Source organism: Flavobacterium tiangeerense (assembly GCF_007830355.1).
Taxonomy (GTDB): Bacteria; Bacteroidota; Bacteroidia; order Flavobacteriales; family Flavobacteriaceae; genus Flavobacterium; species Flavobacterium tiangeerense.
This window is the reverse complement of record NZ_VLKO01000004.1, coordinates 1-18,648: the sequence shown is the minus strand read 5'-3', so window position 1 is coordinate 18,648 and position 18,648 is coordinate 1. Positions and strand designations below refer to the sequence as shown.

Here is an 18,648-nt window from a genome sequence, read left to right as displayed (position 1 = left end):
GAATTAGGATTTTTCTTTTACATCCAGTTGCTATCGGACTTTTCCATTCGATACAACCACAAATTTACTTTACTTTTTAATATTGAAAAATTACCCATCTGGAACGAAATAGTTCCTCCGGCAGTGTGCAAAATAACAGAACCAAGATCTAATTTTTTATGCCAAAAATATTGCGATGTGGTAACGGCTTGTATTTTATGAGGCTCGATAATTGCCGTGCTGATATCCCAACCACCACTTTGCTTGATGATAAAATTATCATGAATGAACAATCTATTATTTTTGAATTTAAAATACTGTAGTAAACCTATAAAAATTACATAAATAGGAACTAAATATGCAAAGTCAAATGCAACGGGTTCCACCCAAGCTCCTATGGCGTAGAACAATAAAACAGGAAGAAGGATAAACAACAATAACGCTACAGCTAACACTCTAAAATTAGGTTTCAAGGATAAACCTTTTTCAGGTATTTGATCATACAATAATTGTAAAACCGAACTGCTCTCTAAATCACTGCATCCTGGAATTTCAATGATAGATTTTCTATCTTCGGCAGTACCGCTAGTAGCTTGTCTTATTCTTAATTCTAATATACCGAGCTTTTTTTGGAAAAAATTTCTTTTAATGGTTGTAATTTGGACTTTCTCAGGCTTAAGAATGGTGCTTTTAGAATTAAATAATCCATAAGACAATAACATAGAATTTTTTTGACGTGTAATTGTATACCCATAATATTGAATAATTACCCGTGCAATATTCAGCACCAATACACCTGCTAATACAAATGCAAAACCAATTACAAGAGATTGAGAAGCTAAACCTTTATCAACATAAGAATTAACTTGTTCTTGATACGCGGAATCAGTTTCACTGAATTTTCTAAAATTTTCATAAATAGTACTTCCAAAAATGATAATTAATCCGATAGTTTTACCGTAGTTTGAGGTTATTCCTAACTTTAACAAACTCAGCAACCCTATGGTTACAAAAGGCGCCTCAGTTGCTGCTGCTTCTTTATCAGCAAGGTTTAAATTCATATCTAAATCTTGACTTATTTTTAAAGCCGATTGGTCAAGCAAACGCGATTTTAATTCTAACGCCACTTCATGAGAAATAGCTTTAATATGACCCTCTTTTTTTGCACTTCCTGCAGTATCAACATGCAATTCATAAACACCAATTAATTTTTGAATAAAAGACTGGTTGATGTTTACTTGTTGAATTTTATCCAGCTGTATGGCAGTTTTGGTTTTGTTTAAAATCCCATCAGAAATAATAAATTCATCTTTTTCAGCATCTAAAAAAAAGGTGAAACTGCGGTATTTCAAATACGATATAACGCCTATCAATATTAAAAACAACACAATACCCGTAACCAGGTACAAAATATTTAACTCCTTGAATTTAAAAGCATATACTACAATTAGAGGCCAAAAAGCGCGAGCATTTTTTTGTAAAGTATAAAAAAACAACACTAAGACTCCCACTGGAGATTGTCTTTGCGGCGCACTAAAACTTACATCCATTACAGTTGTTTTTGAATTTTAACCATCAATAACTGTTTGATATTTTCGGCTTGTTCCTTTTCAATTCCGGGTATTTGAATGTCACTAGAACTTCCGCCAGCTGTAAATATTTCTATTTCGGCTAAGCCAAAAAAACCAGGTATAAATCCTTCATGTAAGGCTACATGTTGCACTCTATTATAAGGAATTATGATTGTATTGGTAGCCAAAACTCCATATCGATACAAAACATCATGTTCTCTAAATGCAAAACCTTTTTTTCTAAAACTAAGCAGCGCAAATAAAACGATAAATAGAAATACAAATGGAGACATTAAACCTAATAAAAATGATATTTTACCTGAAAAACCATCGGGCTCAAAGTACAAATAAATAAAAGGAGCTGTAATTAGTGTAATAATCAAAATAGCAACCTTGATTGCCACCACAAAAAGATATTTGGGATGCAATTTTGTAAAAATTACTTCCTCATATTTTGGGAGTAAATCGGTATCAATTATTTCGTTCGAAAAGTTTTGCATTTTTTTATTTTATTTCAGTTTTAAAGTGTAATGTTTTAGGTTTTCGTCTTGAAAACCTGAAACTTAAAACTTTTTATGGCAACCATTTTTTTTCAAAATTTGGTTTTCTTTTCTCTAAGAATGCATTTCTACCTTCTTTTGCCTCTTCGGTCATGTACGCTAATCGAGTAGCTTCACCCGCAAATACTTGTTGACCCACCATTCCATCATCAGTCAAGTTCATAGCAAATTTTAACATTTTGATAGCCATAGGCGATTTTTGCAAAATTTCTTGTGCCCATTCGTAAGCCGTAGCTTCCAATTCATCATGAGGCACCACAGCATTTACCATACCCATATCCATAGCTTCTTGAGCCGAATAATTACGGCCAAGGAAGAAAATTTCTCTAGCTTTTTTTTGACCTACCATTTTAGCTAAATAAGCTGATCCATAACCTCCATCAAAACTAGTTACATCAGCATCAGTTTGTTTAAAAATAGCGTGCTCTTTACTAGCAAGTGTCATATCGCACACTACATGTAAACTGTGTCCACCACCTACTGCCCATCCTGGCACTACAGCAATAACGACCTTTGGCATAAAACGAATTAATCGTTGTACTTCTAAAATATTCAAACGATGTTGCCCGTCATCACCCACATAACCTTGATGACCACGTGCGTTTTGATCGCCACCACTGCAAAAAGAGTACACGCCATCTTTAGAAGATGGTCCTTCAGCTGACAACAAAACTACACCTATTGAGGTATCTTCTTGGGCGTCATAAAAAGCATTGTACAATTCGGCAGTAGTTTTTGGTCGAAAAGCATTGCGTACATCAGGTCTGTTAAACGCAATTCTAGCGACTCCATTACATTTCTTATAGGTGATATCTTCGTACTCTTTGGCAGTAATCCAATCCATGGTAATTGTTTTAAATTATTTCAGTGTAAAAATAAATCATTTTTTACATTATATCTAGTCTATTTTGAATAAGCTTATGGTAATCCTTCTCTGATGAAAGGAATTAAAATGTTAAAAATCAGAAAAAAAATGATATTCTTGATGATTATTAGCGTACTATTTTTTAACTTTATAGTAAGTTAATCATCTTTATTACAAGATATAAAGTTGACTTTCTTATTATTCTTCACTGAGTTATTAACCTAAAAAAAGAATGTATTGTTTACCATTAAAAATGTTACCGCTCTTTTTTCTAAGGAAATTATTCGCTTTATTTTTTCAGAATTCCAGAGCAAAGAATCTATGAACAAGTCATTAAAATTAGTCGAAATAAAAATAAAGTAGCACCTGAGGTTTAAACGAAGTATTATTTTTCTTGTTGATGCTGTGCAAAACGGTACTAAAAACATTTTTTAGAAAATAATCAAATCTATTAAAGAAAAACTAAGGTCATACCGCGAAACTATTTTTCACGTTAGTGCAATGAATTGAACATATTAATAAAATCGGTCAAAAGCAACTAATGTCGCAGTTACATCTTAAAAATTGGTACACAACTACTATTGATGAGCAGGCACATACCGTTTCTTTTAACCATCATTCCATTTTAATACTTGTACTATTTTTTTATTGTAGTATTAAAAAGAGAAAGACTAATCTTTGTAGATTAGTCTTTCTTTTTTTTACTCTTTAACTAAATAAATTCCGTCTTCTTTAATTTCAATCAATTGCTCCCTGTATAAAGAACCAATTGCTTTTTTAAACGTTTTTTTACTCATCTTCAATACAGTTTTAATGTCTTCGGGATGAGAATTATCGGTCAATCTCAAAAAACCTCTGCTTGCGCGCAGTTCATCCAGAATTTTTTCGGCATTGGGTTCAATACTTTGATAACCTTGTATTTGCAAGGAAACATCAATTTTATTATCTGGCCTGATTGTTTTAATGTAACCACGCATGCGGTCTCCCGTTCGAATGGCATCATCATACACTTCATCCTTGTACATCAATCCTTTATACTTTTCGTTGATAATCACGTTGATTCCCAACTCCGTAATATGCGACACAATCAAATCAACTTCCTCACCTTTCTCAACAGTTAGGTTTTCATTTTTCAAAAACTGATTCAATTTACTAGAAGCGACTAATCTATTGGTTTTTTCATCCATATAAAGGTACACCAAATAGCGTTTTCCTTTTTCCATAGGGCGCGCCTGCTCTTTAAACGGAACCAAAATATCCTTTTCCATTCCCCAATCCATAAACGCTCCTATTTGATTGGTATAATTCACACGCAAAAGTGCAAACTCATTCAATAAAATATACGGTTCCAGAGTGGTAGAAACTGGTCTTTCTTCATGGTCCAAATACACAAACACGATCAACTCCTCACCTATCTCAAATTCGTTGGGAACGTATTTATTGGGAAGCAAAATGTCATGAATTCCCTCAGGATCTTGCTCTGGATTTCCCAAAAACAAACCCACTTTGGTATCACGTAATATCGTTAGCGTATTGTATTTTCCTATTTCAATCATTATATTGTATTTTGTAAAGTGCAAAGGTACGAAGTTTGAAAGTAGGATATTAAGAAACCGTCCACAAAAAAACTAATGCGGAAATTGCTATTGTTTTTTATTTTTAGGAGCACCTACCTTCGTTGTTTCATAACGTGTAGTCCCGCTGTACGCAGTATCCACGCCCAAAAGCGTGGGATACTCACTTCCATCGGGGCTAGATTAGGAAATATCGTTTTCATGACACAAACAACAGAAGCACCTTTTTATGAGGTTTTTGTTCTCGTTGGCTGCTTTACAACACTATGACAATTAAAAAACCTAAAAGATTATCAAACTTTAATATTTTAACCTCCGAGACCTAACAGGTTTTAAAAATCTGTTAGGTCTTTGACTTACAAAGAAAATAAACACTTTATAAAAACGATATAAAATAAGAACTCATTAATATTATTACTATTGAATTATTATAAAGGTTAAAAAAAAGGATTTAGTACTGCTCTATTTTTATGGTTCTAAACTCTTTTTCACGAAGTAATCAACAATCTAATTCTTGCAAAAATTTATTTTTTTGTAGTTCAAATCGACTATATTTACAGTAAAAAATAAGTGTGTTTACACCTGTCTGACATGGACAAACATCTTGACAGCAATCTAAAAGAAAATGAGCTTTAAATTAAATTTAGAGAAAAGTATTAAATATAAATTTATAATCTACAAACTAAACTTTGAATATGTGCTTGAATTATTTTTTGAGACTTTTGTTTATGTAGGTTGGACATTTTTATTAGTTTCAATTTTATCAAATCCTGATAATAATGAGAATGTGTTTTTTACTTTATGTTTAATATTTTTTACAATTTTTCTTTTAATAAGTTGGTTTCTGAATTACAAAATGTTGAAAGTCGAGATTTCAAATCCTAAAATAGACAGAGAAAAAATTGTTGAACTTCTAAAAAAGGAATTTCCAGATTTTCTTCTTAATGACAATGGAATAAATATTTTACGAGGAAAATATAGAGGTGGAATATTTAGTTCTGGAAAAAAAATATTTGTAATATTTACAGAAGACAAAATACTTTTGAACTTAACAACATATGGAAGAGGAGAATCAAATATTCCTTTTTATTCAATTATTAATCACCACAAATTAATTAAAATACGAAAGGATTTTATAAAAAATAAAAAAATATTATAAAATTAAATATCTCACCGTCAAGTCATCACACAACACATCACAATCCATGAATAAAAATAATAAAATCCAAGTGGTACAATCCTGATTTGCAAAATATCTCTTGGTAAATACTTCTAACCTCAAACAATTCCTAAAATTAAAAGGATAAGAAAAACTCTTTTTCTTTTTTACTAACTTTGAGGAAACTAAAAAAACAATTAATGAAACCAAATCCTATAACAACCTTTATTCTATTTGTCTGCTTTTCGATTACAACTTTTGCACAAACTACAGTTGATGATCCCGAAATTAAAAAAATGTTGACCGAAGTTAAATCGGAAAATATGGAAGCTACCGTTCGGAAACTCGTTTCTTTTGGTACACGCCATACGTTGAGCGACACCAAAAGCAATACCCGCGGTATAGGTGCTGCACAGCGCTGGGTAAAATCAGAATTTGAAAAATATGCTTTGGCTTCTGGAGGCAGGCTTACCTCTGTTATTGATTTTTTTACCATCAAAGCCGATGGAAAACGAATTGCAACGGATAGCCAATTAGGAAACGTTATGGCAACTTTAAAAGGTACTGATCCTACTGACGATAGAGTTATGATTATCAGTGGTCACTTAGATTCTAGAGCTTCGGATGTAATGGACGCAAAATCTGATGCACCGGGTGCAAATGATGATGCTTCAGGAGTGGCTGCCATGATGGAACTAGCCAGAATTATGAGTCAAAGAGAATTTCCTTTTACACTCATTTTTGTAGCTGTAGTAGGTGAAGAACAAGGTTTGTATGGTGCTAAACATCTTGCTGATCTTGCCAAAGAAGGCAAATGGAATTTGATTGCTATGCTTAACAATGACATGATAGGCAACAGCTTATCAAGCGGCACTTTATTACGTGACAATACCAGAGTGCGTGTTTTTAGCGAAACTATTCCTTATCTAGAAACAGAAGCCGAATCAAAAATGCGAAAATCAACCAATCGCGATAATGATAGCCCATCAAGACAGTTAGCACGTTACATTAAAACAGTAACCAACCAATATGTTGATCAATTGGATATTAACCTGGTATACCGCAACGACCGTTTCTTGCGTGGTGGAGATCATACTCCTTTTAGCCAAAATGGTTTTACTGCGATTCGTTTTTGCGAAATGAACGAGAACTACGATCACCAACACCAAAATGTGAGAAAAGAAAATAACATTCAGTATGGAGACCTTCCTGAATTCATGGACTTTGAATACATGAAAAAAGTAACCTGTTCTAACTTAGCTACTTTCAGCAACTTAGCTTGGTCGCCAAAAGCGCCTACTAATGTTGGAATTGAAGTAAAAGATTTGACCAATTTCTCTACTTTACTTTGGACTGCGCCAGAAGGAAAAGCTGTTTATGGCTACAACATCCTTATTAGAGAAACGGGATCACAACACTGGGAAAAAACTATTTTTGTAAAAGATACTAAGGCCGAAATTCCGTATTCTAAAGATAATTTCTTCTTTGCAGTACAAGCAGTTGATGCTTTAGGACATTCTAGTTTACCTGTTTTTCCAATACCAATTCGTTAACTTTCAAGAATGAAATCAATTTAATTGAAACTAATTCTCGTGTTTCTGATTAAAAAAGTGATTTAACAAAAAAGCGTTTGTCTCAATTCGACAAACGCTTTTTTATACCTAATTTTTTACAATCAATAATTAATTGTAAACACTCTCTTTCTTGAAATGAACTGTTAGTAAATAATAAATAACGGCTCTGTACTTATTTCTATTAGATCTTCCATATTTTTCCATTACTGCATCAATGGCAGCGTCTAATTCTGGTCCATCAGTTAGGCCTAACTTCTTGATCAAGAAATTGTTTTTAACTGTGTCCAATTCTGACTGCTGACTTCCAGCTACTGTTGCAGCATCAGCATTATAAATTGACGGTCCACAGCCTATTGTAACTTTAGTTAATAAATCCATATCTGGATCTACGCCGCATTTTTCTTTCAAATCTGCTGCGTATTTTACAATTAATTCTTCTCTTGCACTCATAAATAAAAGTTTTTTGTTGGTTTTTTAGTTTATAACAGACTAAAATTAAACATTATATCTCAGAGTTGCATTAAAAACAAGAAAAAAATTACACTAATTCTTTAAAAAATTGCAATAAAATACTATCATTTTGTAATGTAGGAGTAAACACTTCTAGAATACATGGCGTATCATTTTGTGCATACATTGTAGCCAAACCACTTTCTAGACTTGCTTCATCACTAGCAATTGTATATTCTAAACCATACATTTTGGCTAAATGTTCGGCGGTCAAGCAATGGGATGTCTCAAAAAAAGTGTTAAAAACTGGTGTTTCTTCATGTCCGGGTAGAATTCTAAAAATTCCGCCACCACCATTATTAATGAGTATAATCTTGAAATTTTTAGGAATATAGCTGTTCCATAATGCATTGCTATCATACAAAAAACCAATGTCACCCGTTATAAAAATGGTCGGTTTTGTATTGGCCACAGCCGCACCAATCGCAGTTGATGTACTGCCATCAATTCCACTAGTTCCACGATTACAATATACCTCAATTGTAGGGTGAATGTCTATCAGTTGCGCATAGCGGATTGCCGAGCTATTACTAATTTGTAAATGGCTGTTTATTGGTAAACCTTGAATAACGCTCTCAAATACTTTAAAATCCGAAAAAGGAATTTTATCTAAATAAATTTCGCTTTTTAACTTTCGCAATGCTTTTACTGCGTCTAATTGATTGAAATAATTACTTTCTATTGCATTTGTAAGTGGCAGAAAGGTTTCAAAAAACACATTAGGATTTACTTCAAAATGGTGTGTCAAAGCACCAAATGTATCATACGCTCTCCAGGAATCAATATGCCAATGGTGTTTGGGTTTGTATTTGCGCAAAAATGCTTTAATTCTTTTTGAAACGACCATTCCTCCGAATGTTACTAAAATCTCCGGACGAAAATTTTCAAAATCTTCATTCGTAAAAGGCGTAATTATCGTGTCAATATTGTTGATAAAAGTATCATGGTGCAAGTTGGAAGTCGTTTCGGTCAACACCACAATCGACTCGTCTTTGGCGAAAGCCTCAATTACTTTTTCGTTAACGGCATTCGGTTCGTTGACGCCCACTAGAATCATCTTCTTAATTGCATTGTTCCAAATCGTTGCAAATTCTGAAACATCATCAATGGAAATCGTCTGAGTAAAATTTGCGGAAGCGAAAATTTTAACTTTGACTGAAAGCTCCGAAACGGTTTCATATAAAGGTTCTTCAAAAGGAGCATTGATGTGAACGGGACCTTTTTGAGAAATAGCCGTATTAATGGCCTCGTTGATTTTTAAATCATTCTCGGCCGAAACATCCTCATGCAAATTAGCATTGTATAAGGAATGGTTTTCGAATACATTTTCCTGTCTAATGGTTTGTCCATCACCAATATCGATCTTACTTTGAGGCCTATCTGCTGAGATTACCAGAAGTGGAATTTGACTGTAAAAAGCCTCTGCAAAAGCGGGATAATAATTCAATAAAGCGGATCCAGAGGTACAAACAAGTGCCACTGGATGTGCCGTTTGTTGTGCCATTCCTAAACCAAAAAAGGCTGCGCAACGTTCATCAGCAATACTGTAACATTTAAAAGCAGGATTGTTTACAAAACCTATGGTAAGTGGTGCATTTCTGGAACCCGGGGAAATAATTATGTTGGTGATTCCCTTGGCTAAACAAATTTCAATTATGCTTTGCGCCAAAGGTATTTTGGGGTATATCATTGTATCTAATTTCTTTGATACAAAGTTACAAATTCGCTGGTCTTTTTCCTTGAATTTGAACTGTTATTTGCTATTTTTGAAGCAAATAAATACCCCATGAAAACTACGATACGCGCATACAAAACTGAGGATACTCAAGCTATTTTGGAGATTATAAATTACAATATTTTACACTCTACAGCTTTGTATGATTATAATATTAGAACACTAGAGCAACAAATGAGCATCTTAGCCGATAAAGAGAGTAAAAATTTCCCAGTGATCGTGGCTGAAATTGACGGAGTTGTTGTAGGTTTTGGTATGTATAGTGAATTCCGTTTTCGAGAAGCTTACAAATTTACAGTTGAGCATTCTGTATATGTAAGTCAAGATCATCATGGTAAAGGAATAGGTAAATTACTTCTTGAAGAATTAATAGTTCTTGCAAAAAGACAAAATTTACACACAATGATTGCTGTTATTGATTCTGAAAATCAAAGTAGCGTAGAATTTCATGAAAGATTTGGTTTTAAAACGGTAGGGATAATCAAAGAATCAGGATTTAAATTTGATCGATGGTTGCACTCTGTGTTTATGCAGTTGATTTTAGAATAAGATTCCTTAATTAGTGTTAGTGGCTTGAAAAAGGTACCTTTGCATTTTTATAGTACTTATGAGTTTTACATTGCTTTCTTCCCCCTTACAGGGTTTTACCGATTTTAGATTTAGAAATGCCCAAAACAAACTTTTTGGAGGTATTGATACTTTTTATTCGCCTTACATTCGCCTAAATGGAAAATTAGTGATCAAGCCCTCTTATGAGCGCGATTTACTTTTAGAAAACAATCTTGAATTAGAGGTAATCCCACAAGTCATTACAAATGATGCTGATGAATTTTTATTTGTTGCTAAGTATGTGCGAGAACTTGGTTACAAAGAACTCAACTGGAACTTAGGCTGTCCTTACCCGATGGTAACTAAATCCGGTATGGGATCAGGGTTGATTAGCAACACTGAAAAAATCAATCACATACTAGAAAGAGCACACAATGAAACAGATATCCTAGTATCTATGAAAATGCGATTGGGTTATGAATCTCCACAAGAAATTATTGATGTACTCCCTATTCTTGATAAATATCCCTTAAAAAATATAGCCATCCACGCCCGTTTAGGAAAACAATTGTACAAAGGCGGAGTAGATCTTGATGGATTTCAAAAATGTATTGATACTACCAAACACAAATTGTATTACAACGGAGACATAACCTCAGTGGCTAAGTTTCATGAAATGCAAGAACGTTATCCGAGTATTGATCATTGGATGATAGGGAGAGGATTAATCTCTGATCCCTTCCTGCCAAGTATGATAAAAAATAATACGCATGAATATCCGCAAAATAAGATAGAACTTTTTAGTGCATTTCACGATACTTTGTATGCTATATATAGTGAGTCTCTTTCGGGTCCAACACACATTTTGTTAAAAATGTATCATTTATGGGAATATTTTTCGGCTACGTTTTCAAATCCACATAAGGTTTTGAAAAAAATAAAAAAAGCGCAAAGTATTCGGAATTACGAAGCTGCTGTCGCTGAAATTTTCAAAAACGAAAAATTCTAGAGGAAAAAATAAACCATTAAGAAATTAAGAAAAATTAAACGCTGATTCTTAATGTAACTTAATTTCTTAATGGTGCAAAGTTTAGAAAATATTCGACACTTACTTAAACCACAAAAAAAAGAGATTTTCATTTGACTGAAAATCTCTTTTAAAATATTTTACTTTATAAAGTTAGCTAACTGCTTATGCTTTAATCCAATTCAATACTTCCGGATCTGTTACAAGAACTCTAGGTGAAATAACTTTTTCTAGTTCTCCATTTTCATTAATTAAGTATTTTTGAAAATTCCATTCTACAGTTGAATCTTGTAAACCATTTTTAGATTTTTGAGTTAAAAACTGATAAATAGCAGCCATATCATCTCCTTTTACTGAAACTTTATCCATCATAGGGAAAGTTACCCCATAATTCATTTGACAGAAAGTAGCAATTTCCTCGTTTGTACCTGGCTCTTGCGAAGCAAAATTATTTGCCGGAAAACCAACAATTACCAAACCTTTATCCTTATATTCTTTGTAAACTGCCTCTAAATCTTTATATTGAGGTGTTAATCCACATTTTGAAGCGGTATTAACCACAATAATCTTTTTGCCTTTTAAAGTTGCAAAATCAAAAGTCTTTCCAGACAAATCTTCAACTTTAAATTGGTATATCGATTCTTTTGTCATTGGTGTTGTGTAATTACTCGTTTCTAATTTTTTTGGTTGTGCTTGATTTTGACAACTGTAAAGAGAAAAAATAACAGTTGTAAAGAATAATATTTTTTTCATGGTATTTTTTTTTGGTAAAATTAATCAAATATTTGTTTTACTGATAATTATCTTTGTTAAACAGTAGTTAAAAAAAAGAAGCTTGGCTTTATGATGAACCAAGCTTCCAAACAAATAAAACAACGAAACTAATGTGGTATTTAAATTTCTATTGCTAAACCTAATGTTTAACTTGTTTATGGACATTAATTTATAAGCTTCAGTTTTGCTTTGTTATATTCAGTTATCTGTAAATACTTTTAGTTATTTACGTAAAGAGTTCTAAAAAAGTTTTATAAAAAGCTGTTTTTATTCTCATATCTCATTGTATGCTATAAAATTACACCCGGAATAAATTCATTAAAGATAATTTTACTATTTTTATGGATAGTAAAGTTTAAGTTTGTAGTACTAAAAATAAAGAAACATATGAGTCAAGAAGAACTATTGGTATTAATTTATAAAAAAGACGAGAGAGCTTTTACACATCTATATGATATGTATTCTAAGAGTTTGTTCTCTGTCATTAATGTTTTAGTAAAAAATCGAGAAGAAGCAGAAGATGTGCTTCAAGAAGTATTTGTTAAAATTTGGAAAAATATTGATACGTACAATGAAAGTAAAGGAAGGTTTTATACCTGGATTTTAAATATTGCAAGAAATACTTCTATTGATAAACTTCGCTCTAAAAACTTTAATAACAGTCAAAAAAACCTTTCTACAGATAATTTCGTAAATCACTTTGAAGACAGTTCGAAACTGGCAGACAAAATGGATACTATTGGTTTACAAGATTTTGTAAAAAAATTAAAACCAAAATGCATTCAGATTATTGATTTACTTTTTTTTAAAGGCTACACCCAACAAGAGGCTAGTGACGAGTTGGCAATTCCTTTAGGAACCGTAAAAACGCAAAATAGAAATTGTATTAACGATCTAAGAAATTATTTGAAAATCTAATGGAAACAAAAGAATATATAGAATCAGGAATTCTGGAACTTTATGTTTACGGCTTACTAAGTGAGTCTGAAAGCGAAGAAGTGGCCAGCAAAGCAAAAAATTCTGCTGAAATAAACTCAGAGATAATTGCTATAGAAAAAGCAATTGTAGCCTTATCATCAAGTTTTTCTCCATTTCACTCAGTAGTCAACTTTGAGAAAATTAAAGAAAAACTAGAATTAAAACACGCTCCTGTGATAGCACTTGAAAGGAGTAGTAACAAAATGCAGTATTTGGGTTGGGCTGCAACTTTACTTTTACTTTTAGGCGTAGGATATCAATACAATGAACTCAATGTTACTTCAAGTCAAGTAGTTGCTACAAAACTTGAAAAAGCAACTTTAGAGAAAGAATTTAAAAGTTTAAAAATTAAAAACACAGCAGTTGAAACCAGTTTAGCAGTAGTAAGAGATACTAAAAATACTGTTGTAGGTTTGGGAGGTCAAGCAGTAGCACCAGAGTCTTTTGCCAAAGTGTATTGGAACCAAGACACAAAAGTTGTTTATGTTGATGCATCGGGATTACCTGAACCTCCTGAAGGAATGGTGTATCAAGTATGGGCTTTAAAACTAGATCCGTTAACCCCTACAAGTATTGGTTTGTTAGAAAATTTTGATAAAAATGATCAAAAATTATTTGCTGTAAATAATGCAAATGAAGCACAAGCTTTTGGGATAACACTTGAGCCTGCTGGCGGAAGCGTATCCCCTACAATGGAGCAGTTGTATACTCTAGGTAAAGTTTAAAAAATTTAAAATCACATCAAAAAGGTTCAACTTACAACAGTTGAACCTTTTTTTTATTCAATTTATAACATTCTACTTTTAACGTACCCAATACCAAATAATTCCTGGATTATCATTACCACAACAACCCATCCATGGCGCAGGAGAGAATCCGTTTGTGGAAACTAAAGTACCCCACCATGCTCCATTGGGGTCGCTACTTGTTGTTATAGCTCCTTGTGAACCATTTGCATACCAAGGCATAATCTGTTCAATTCCATCATTATTGTAATTCCAAGAATCAAATTTTGTATTTAAAGTAATATCTGTTTGAGTATTATTGGTGTTGACAAAACTATACGCTTGGTTAGCAGTCCAAATACCACCCCAACGACCTCTTGCTGAAGCTTCGATCATATACTGAAAACCACTAGTACTCTTTTTAAGATAATCTGCATAGGCTATAATTGAATATTGACCATTAATCGTTGGAACTGTTTCATTTCTTAGAATAGCATTAGTTCCATTCCATCCAGAATTATTGTTATTACACAAAATCAATGTCCATCCACCACCATCGGTAGTCATATCTGCATATATTTGAAATGGCGAACCTCCATTAATATTAGGATTTACAATCCAATACAATCCATCCGTTGCAGATGGATAATCTGTTTTTATTTGTAAAGCACTAGTTCCAGCTGAAGCTTGTGTTAACCCATCGTTTGATTTTGTAGCTACTGGATTACCAAAAGGAGTTAAAGAATTACTCGTGCTTAAAGCACCATTTTTATTTACATAATTAACATCGGAAGTAGAAATTTTCCCATTTCTTGTTAGTACAATAACGCTATTCACCGTTAATGATGCAGTTATAGTTCCGGCAAAATGAGTCCCAGTAAGATCTTGCGTAGCAGTAATTGTAGTAGTTCCAGGACCTGTTATTGTCACATTAGATCCGCTTACGGTGGCAACGCTAGGATTACTACTGGCGTATGAAATGCTTCCATTACTTTGACTTGTTGGTGGCATAATAGTATAAGATCCGTCAAAGAAAGTCTTGGTTACATTTCCAAAACTACTAAGGTTAGGATCTTTTAAAACTGTTACTGTTACAGAATTATTTACTACACAAGCACCATTTAAAGAAAAACCAGATACATAGTATGTTGCTGTTTCAGTTGGAGATACATCAATAGAAGCTGTAAGTCCCAAGGGAATATTTGGAAAAATTCCGTAATAGTTTCCTGTGCTTAGCTCTACCTTTATTCTGTCTACTTCTGAAAGTACGGAGTCAAAGGCAAAAATATCTGCAACATCCGCATCAGACGGTTCACTTTCATTAATTCGTAACCCATTAGGACTGCCATTACCTCCATTTTGAGAAATCGTTTTAACAATACTATTTTCAAAAACAAATGACGCTGACCCGTTTCCTGTTCCTGAGTATACATAAGCGTTATTGTCTGCAGGAATTCCGTTTTCTTGTGAAACCCAACCCTCAAAATAGGCCTGACTTTTACTTCCTCCCCACCATCCTAAAAGCCAATTGTTATTAGAACCATTTAAAACTCTACCTCTACTAGGACCTGTTTGTTTTGCTGTATACACAACCGAGTAAGGAGTAGAAAAAATAAAATTATTTTTAATACTTTGTGACGTATTAAACCTTAAAATAGGTTTTGAATTTAATCCAGATGCAACGTAAAGTGGTTGTGCACTAGTTGAAGGCGCAACCATGTCATTTCCATTTCCTGACTGGTCATACAGTTTTACACAATATCCAGCTGAAACTCCGAGCCAAGAATCAATTGCTGCTGTATCTAGATTTTTACCTGAAAAGCCAAAATCAGCTTCAACATTATCACTTGCACGTCTTAAGCGAACCGCAAATCCCGTATAATTAGATTTCAGCAATCGCAATCCAACAGCCAACTTAGCAGTTGTTACTTGATCCAAAGGGGTATATAAAACGCTACTCCATGAATAAGTAATTGCACCAGATGCTGTAAGGGTTGCCGTATCTCCCGCATTAATGGTAACTGAAGCTGGATTTATGGTAACAGGCCCTAGTTCTTCAACGATTACAGGCCCCGAAATGAGACTTATCGCTGGTAAACCCAAACTTCCAGAAACAACAACATAATAATATGTAGTGCCATTATTTACGGTTGGTGGAATAAAAGTAGCTGAAGTAGCATTAGCAATTAATGTACCACCCACAGTACTTGGAATGGTGTTGCTATACCATTGAAAAGTTAGGTTCTGACCTGTAGCTTCAACGCTTAATGGGGTTGCAACGGTTCCTCTACATTCAAACCTATTTAGTGGTGAAGGACTGGTTAGGATTGCTGTTGTGCATAACGTTAGTGGGATTCCATAATAACCTCCTTGATTACACTCTAATAATTGTCTAACTCCTACCGTATTTAACGTAGAAAAACCAATTGCTTCGTTTTGTAAAATAGAGCCTCCATTAGATCCACCATCATAATTCCCTATGAAAATTTGGCTCAAATTATCCGTACTGGTAGTAATTGACAATACCATGCTTTCATTTGTAGGTCCTAATGAACTCGAAATCAATTTTGAAATTCCGTTTCTCCAAATAGCTACAGGAGACACATTAGAATGAAAATTAGTTCCTCCGTTTTCTAATATTCCCCCAATTCTAGGAGTCCCATCTAGAATACAGTGATAACCTGGCCAGTTAGTAGATTCTGATCGTATTACTGCAGTAACACTTGCCAAATTTAAAGATCCAGAATAAACCAAGCCTTTGTTCCCCGAAAAATCAATTGCAATCTTAGTCCCTATATATTTAAAGGTTCCGTTTGATACAATTCTAGGCTGTTGACTTAAATCTGGTTTTATAAGGTGTCTATTATTCCCACTTTGATCGTACCAAATACTCACATATCCATCTTGTATTCCAACGAATGTTAATATTGCAGCAGAATCTATTGAGCCATCACCATTAAAGCCAATGTCTAAAGTAGCGTTGTCTAAACTACGACGAACTTGAATGGCACTTCCAGTATACGAACTACTTAATTTTCTTAAGCTGAAAGCAACAGCTGCTGGATCAGTAATGCTCAGTCCTAAGATATCCAAACTATTTTGTGCATTTCCTTGAAATGTAAAAAACAGTGAAAGAATAAAAACAATTTTTATAAAAAACTTCATATTGTTTTGGTTTTAGAAGCTGCTATTAATAAAAATAATCAAATTGAATTCGGTCATTTACTGACAACGAGTAAGATCCGTTATTAGAGGGTATGTAAGTTAATGTATTTCCTGATGCGGAATATGCAGTATTACTAATTCGTATTCCATTGATATACATTTTAACCTTGCTGTTGGGTGATTTAGTTTGCGTTAAAGTAAATGAAGTTTGAGCCGCAGTTGCACTAAATTCATCGGCGACTTCTCTAACCGGATCAATACCAGTAGAAACCGAACCATCAGCCATTAAATATTGAGAAGCAGTACCACTTGGAATTTTATAACCCGAAGAAGTCATGGTTCCATTAGTTTTCACATCAGTAATAGAAGTATTTCCCAATTGAATGGTATTTGATCCATTTCCTATTGCACCATAGCCAATAACTATTTGATTAGATTCATTTATAGCGTTTGGTCTGCTTTCTGCACCAATTAATATCGAACTATTTATTATTGTATTTGGACTTCCGTCTCTAACATATCTACCTGCAAATGCACCCAAGATAGCATTATTACTCCCTGTAGTATTTTGGTCTATTGCAGCCACACCTATAGCAGTATTCGCATTTCCGGTGGTGGTTTGTTCTAAAGCTTGTACACCAAATCCGGAATTATATGTACCACTAGTATTGCTCGGTAAAGAGTTATATCCAGAAGCTGTATTTCCACCTCCAGAAGTATTAGAACCCAAAGAATTATATCCGCTAGCCGTGTTATTGTTTCCACCAATATTTGATCTTAATGCCATAGAGCCTACTGCTGTATTATAACCCCCAGAAGTATTATCAAACATAGTTTCAGAACCTATTCCAACATTATAACTACCCGTTGCATTATTCTGTAATGTCAAATAGCCAACTGCAGTATTGTCATATGCGTTGTTAAAGTATAAAGCTTTACTTCCTAGCGCTGTATTTCTTGAACCCACGATATTATTATGAAGAGTTTCCAAACCAAAAGCGCTATTTAAAAAACCTGTTGTGTTTGATACCATGGATTGAGAACCAAAAGTTGTATTTGAAACTTCTGCTCCATTACCCCTACCAACTGTAACACCATTAACAGTTATATCTGTTGCTGAAGAAGAAGTAAGATAAGTACTTGTATCTAAACTGCCATCAGCTTTTAAAAATTCCGTAGAAGTACCACCTGGAATTTTGTATCCTGCAGCAGTTAAACTACCACTAGTCTTCACATCTGTTATAGGTGCATGTGAACCGCTACCATCTGATCCTAATTGAATTGTATTTGAAGAGGTAACAATTGCATTTGCTCCAATTGCAACCGAATTAGAAATTCCATTTGCGGCAACATCTGCATTTTTACCAATGGCAGTATTTTGTGATCCTGATACATTTGACTGTAATGATTGAGTACCTATGGCAACATTGTCTGTTCCTAAAACATTATTTGATAATGCAATGTAACCCAATGCCGTATTTCCTCCGGCCGCTCCATTTGAGGCTAATGCACCTCTACCTACTCCAGTATTAGCATATCCAGCATTATTTGCTAAAGTTCCTAGTCCCACAGCTGTATTTGAATTTTCATTAAAATTCCCTCTACCTACTGTAACGCCATTAATAATGGCATCAACGCTAAAACTTTTAACTCCTGAAATTGTTTGATCTGTAGTTAAATTTACAAGATTTGAACTCGTATTTGCAGAAGCAGTAGCCACGGCATTAGTTACAAATTCTGTTGTTGCTATTAAGCCATTAGAAACTCCTGCGGTTGGAGTTGGTGCTAGAGGTGTTCCTGTGAAAGTTGGCGAGTTCAATGGTGCTTTTAAATCCAAGGCAGTTTGCACAGCAGACGAAACAGGTTTGTTGGCATCGCTGGTGTTGTCCACATTTCCAAGTCC

Annotated in this window: 15 protein-coding genes; 6 read left to right on the top strand and 9 right to left on the bottom strand. The window is 33.8% G+C overall.

Annotated elements, in window-relative coordinates; all coding sequences use genetic code 11:
• Positions 1 to 17: 17 nt before the first annotated feature.
• The 4 genes from IQ05_RS04865 to IQ05_RS04850 all read right to left on the bottom strand — a co-directional run bounded on the left by IQ05_RS04865 (position 18) and on the right by IQ05_RS04850 (position 4,531).
• Positions 18 to 1,529, bottom strand: a complete 1,512-nt coding sequence (locus tag IQ05_RS04865) for a PH domain-containing protein (protein ID WP_144890576.1) — start codon at positions 1,527 to 1,529, stop codon at positions 18 to 20.
• Positions 1,529 to 2,050: a PH domain-containing protein gene (locus IQ05_RS04860; protein ID WP_144890573.1), complete on the bottom strand. Its 522-nt coding sequence runs from the start codon at positions 2,048 to 2,050 to the stop codon at positions 1,529 to 1,531. Before IQ05_RS04860 ends, IQ05_RS04865 begins: the two co-directional genes overlap by 1 nt.
• A gap of 73 nt (positions 2,051 to 2,123) precedes the next feature.
• Positions 2,124 to 2,954, bottom strand: a complete 831-nt coding sequence (locus IQ05_RS04855) for a 1,4-dihydroxy-2-naphthoyl-CoA synthase (RefSeq protein WP_086454479.1) — start codon at positions 2,952 to 2,954, stop codon at positions 2,124 to 2,126.
• Between the two features lie 722 nt (positions 2,955 to 3,676).
• Complete coding sequence (locus IQ05_RS04850; RefSeq protein WP_144890570.1) at positions 3,677 to 4,531, bottom strand: CvfB family protein; 855 nt, start codon at positions 4,529 to 4,531, stop codon at positions 3,677 to 3,679.
• Positions 4,532 to 5,174: 643 nt separating this feature from the next.
• Here IQ05_RS04850 and IQ05_RS04845 point away from each other — a divergent pair.
• Both IQ05_RS04845 and IQ05_RS04840 read left to right on the top strand, forming a co-directional pair.
• On the top strand, positions 5,175 to 5,708 hold the full coding sequence (locus IQ05_RS04845) for a hypothetical protein (RefSeq protein ID WP_144890567.1): 534 nt from the start codon (positions 5,175 to 5,177) through the stop codon (positions 5,706 to 5,708).
• A 200-nt stretch (positions 5,709 to 5,908) separates the two neighbouring features.
• The gene (locus IQ05_RS04840; RefSeq protein WP_144890565.1) at positions 5,909 to 7,261 is read left to right on the top strand and encodes a M28 family metallopeptidase; all 1,353 of its coding nucleotides are present in this window, start codon (positions 5,909 to 5,911) and stop codon (positions 7,259 to 7,261) included.
• A gap of 129 nt (positions 7,262 to 7,390) precedes the next feature.
• Here the strand turns inward: IQ05_RS04840 and IQ05_RS04835 are convergent, their stop codons facing one another.
• Positions 7,391 to 7,732, bottom strand: a complete 342-nt coding sequence (locus IQ05_RS04835) for a DUF2853 family protein (protein WP_144890562.1) — start codon at positions 7,730 to 7,732, stop codon at positions 7,391 to 7,393.
• A gap of 88 nt (positions 7,733 to 7,820) precedes the next feature.
• A complete protein-coding gene (gene menD / locus IQ05_RS04830) occupies positions 7,821 to 9,482 on the bottom strand; it encodes a 2-succinyl-5-enolpyruvyl-6-hydroxy-3-cyclohexene-1-carboxylic-acid synthase (protein ID WP_144890558.1) in 1,662 nt (553 codons plus the stop codon).
• Positions 9,483 to 9,578: 96 nt separating this feature from the next.
• Here menD and IQ05_RS04825 point away from each other — a divergent pair, with 96 nt between their 5' ends.
• The gene (locus IQ05_RS04825; RefSeq protein ID WP_144890556.1) at positions 9,579 to 10,076 is read left to right on the top strand and encodes a GNAT family N-acetyltransferase; all 498 of its coding nucleotides are present in this window, start codon (positions 9,579 to 9,581) and stop codon (positions 10,074 to 10,076) included.
• Positions 10,077 to 10,134: 58 nt separating this feature from the next.
• Positions 10,135 to 11,085, top strand: a complete 951-nt coding sequence (locus tag IQ05_RS04820; RefSeq protein ID WP_144890553.1) for a tRNA dihydrouridine synthase — start codon at positions 10,135 to 10,137, stop codon at positions 11,083 to 11,085.
• Positions 11,086 to 11,268: 183 nt separating this feature from the next.
• Here IQ05_RS04820 and IQ05_RS04815 read toward each other — a convergent pair whose 3' ends face one another.
• A complete protein-coding gene (locus IQ05_RS04815; RefSeq protein ID WP_144890550.1) occupies positions 11,269 to 11,856 on the bottom strand; it encodes a glutathione peroxidase in 588 nt (195 codons plus the stop codon).
• A gap of 408 nt (positions 11,857 to 12,264) precedes the next feature.
• On the opposite strand from IQ05_RS04815, the gene IQ05_RS04810 reads away from it, so the two are divergent.
• Positions 12,265 to 12,795 carry an RNA polymerase sigma factor gene (locus tag IQ05_RS04810; RefSeq protein WP_144890547.1) on the top strand — a complete coding sequence of 177 codons (531 nt, stop codon included), beginning with the start codon at positions 12,265 to 12,267 and terminating at the stop codon, positions 12,793 to 12,795.
• Complete coding sequence (locus IQ05_RS04805; protein ID WP_144890545.1) at positions 12,795 to 13,580, top strand: anti-sigma factor; 786 nt, start codon at positions 12,795 to 12,797, stop codon at positions 13,578 to 13,580. Before IQ05_RS04810 ends, IQ05_RS04805 begins: the two co-directional genes overlap by 1 nt.
• A gap of 78 nt (positions 13,581 to 13,658) precedes the next feature.
• Here IQ05_RS04805 and IQ05_RS04800 read toward each other — a convergent pair whose 3' ends face one another.
• A complete protein-coding gene (locus IQ05_RS04800) occupies positions 13,659 to 16,745 on the bottom strand; it encodes a fibrinogen-like YCDxxxxGGGW domain-containing protein (RefSeq protein WP_144890542.1) in 3,087 nt (1,028 codons plus the stop codon).
• A gap of 25 nt (positions 16,746 to 16,770) precedes the next feature.
• On the bottom strand, positions 16,771 to 18,648 hold a 1,878-nt coding region (locus IQ05_RS15360; protein WP_394345192.1), incomplete at its 5' end, for a beta strand repeat-containing protein.